The 1,874-nt window shown below is 41.8% G+C and carries 3 protein-coding genes; all 3 read right to left on the bottom strand.

The window, feature by feature from the left end; translation table 11 throughout:
• On the bottom strand, window positions 1-493 hold a 493-nt coding region (locus RJ60_RS06075), incomplete at its 3' end, for a glycosyltransferase (RefSeq protein WP_146028901.1).
• Window positions 494-521: 28 nt separating this feature from the next.
• Window positions 522-1,457 (bottom strand): GDP-L-fucose synthase, encoded by a 936-nt coding sequence (locus tag RJ60_RS06070; protein ID WP_103134255.1) that lies wholly within the window; start codon window positions 1,455-1,457, stop codon window positions 522-524.
• 68 nt (window positions 1,458-1,525) lie between these two features.
• A partial coding sequence (locus RJ60_RS06065) for a four helix bundle protein (protein WP_308410908.1) occupies window positions 1,526-1,874 on the bottom strand: 349 nt, incomplete at its 5' end.

The raw sequence follows: 1,874 nt of genomic DNA, 5'->3' as shown, positions 1-1,874 counted from the left end.
CTCCACTTCCATAAGACTCCACGATATCTGATTTTGTTGTTTCCGAGACCGCAATTATGTGAGCTGCATTCTGTGCAAGTATCTTCTTGTTCTCAATCAATTCAGCAGAGGCCGGTTCATCTCGCAGAAACTTCTCATGAATCATGTCATGAATCGTAATCACGAATGGTCTCTTACTGCGGCAAAGATGATACATTTCATAATAATAAGTTGGATGGAAAATGTCAAATTCACCCTTCTTGAGGCGATCTCTCAAGGTCATTCTATTTAGGATTTCTGAAAGTTTGCCTTTTCCCTTAAATGTAAGACCTTCAAAGAAGTTCTTCACAAGTAATGAGGAGTCCACCAGGTAATGATTTGAAGACGCTACACAGGCTATGTCAATAGACAGCTCAGAATTGTTTTTCAGTCGCTTCAGAATCTCGGTGAAGTAGCGGGAGATTCCTCCGAACTTCTGAATCGAAAAGGCTTGGAAATCATAAAGAATCCTCATATTATCTTACGCTCATCAAATCTGCACTCTAGACCATTCTGGTTGCCCGAATATAATACTCATAGGTCGTTCTCAACCCTTTCTTGAGTTCTGTCTTATGTCTCCACCCTATTTTATGAATCCTCGAAACATCCAGTAACTTCCTTGGTGTTCCATCTGGTTTGGAAGTATCGAACTTCAGTTCGCCGTTGTAACCAACTACTTCTCCTATAAGCTCTGCAAGTTCTCTTATTGTTACGTCTTCTCCAGTTCCTATGTTGAAGAAGTCATTTCCCGAGTAGTTCTTCATCAGAAAGAGACAGGCATCTGCGAGATCATCCACGAACAAGAATTCTCTCCTTGGGGTACCCGTTCCCCATATCTCAACATAAGGAGCATTGTTTATCTTCGCTTCGTGGAACTTTCGAATCAGTGCAGGTAACACGTGACTTGTATTTAGATCGAAGTTGTCGTTCGGTCCGTAAAGATTTGTTGGCATGACGCTTATGAAATTGGTCCCGTATTGCTTATTGAAGTACTGGCACATCTTGAGTCCAGATATCTTTGCAAGTGCGTATGGTTCATTCGTCTCTTCGAGATATCCGGAAAGAAGATACTCTTCCTTTATCGGTTGAGGTGCCATCTTGGGATATATGCAAGAGCTTCCGAGGAAGAGAAGCTTCTTCACTCCGAATTCATGGGAAGCCTTTATCACGTTGCATTCGATCATGAGGTTTATGTATATGAAGTCGGCAGGATATACACTGTTTGCCTGTATTCCTCCAACCTTTGCCGCGGCGAGAAAGATATATTCCGGCCTCGCCTTCTCGAAGAACTCCCGTGTTGCTTTTTGATCTGTCAGATCAAGCTCTTCGAAAGTTCTGGTTATTATGTTCGTATAACCCTCAGATTCTAGTTTTCTCATAATAGCCGAACCAACAAGACCGGTATGACCGGCTACATAGATCTTTGACGTTTTATCCATATGGATCATCTCCTTAGGAATGGTAGGAAGTAGTCAGTAGTGAGTAGTAAGTGATCAACTAACTACTTTCAGCCTTCCTCACATTCTTTAACAAGAGGAGCCTTAACATTCTTCTTAAGAGAGAAGATTAGACCATCCAGCATTTTCAGTACGCTCTCTGAGAGGCAGGATATACTCTCCGACTGCTCATTACTAATGTACCCCAATCTCTTTGTAATTTCTAGCTGCGTATCAAGTTCAAGAAGAGAACCTCTAGCTATATACAAGAACCTAATGTAATCTCCTCTACTCATTCTACCTGATCCCTCGGCTATGTTCGAGGGAACTGAGATAGCTGATCTTTGCATTTGAACCGATAACGAAAACTGTTCCGACTTAGGAAAACCTTCTGTAAGCTTGTAAATAGATTCCACAAGG

Source organism: Mesotoga sp. B105.6.4 (genome assembly GCF_002896535.1).
In the GTDB taxonomy this organism is placed as follows: domain Bacteria; phylum Thermotogota; class Thermotogae; order Petrotogales; family Kosmotogaceae; genus Mesotoga.
Note: the sequence above shows the minus strand (reverse complement) of the source record. Positions and strands in the feature narration are given on the sequence as shown.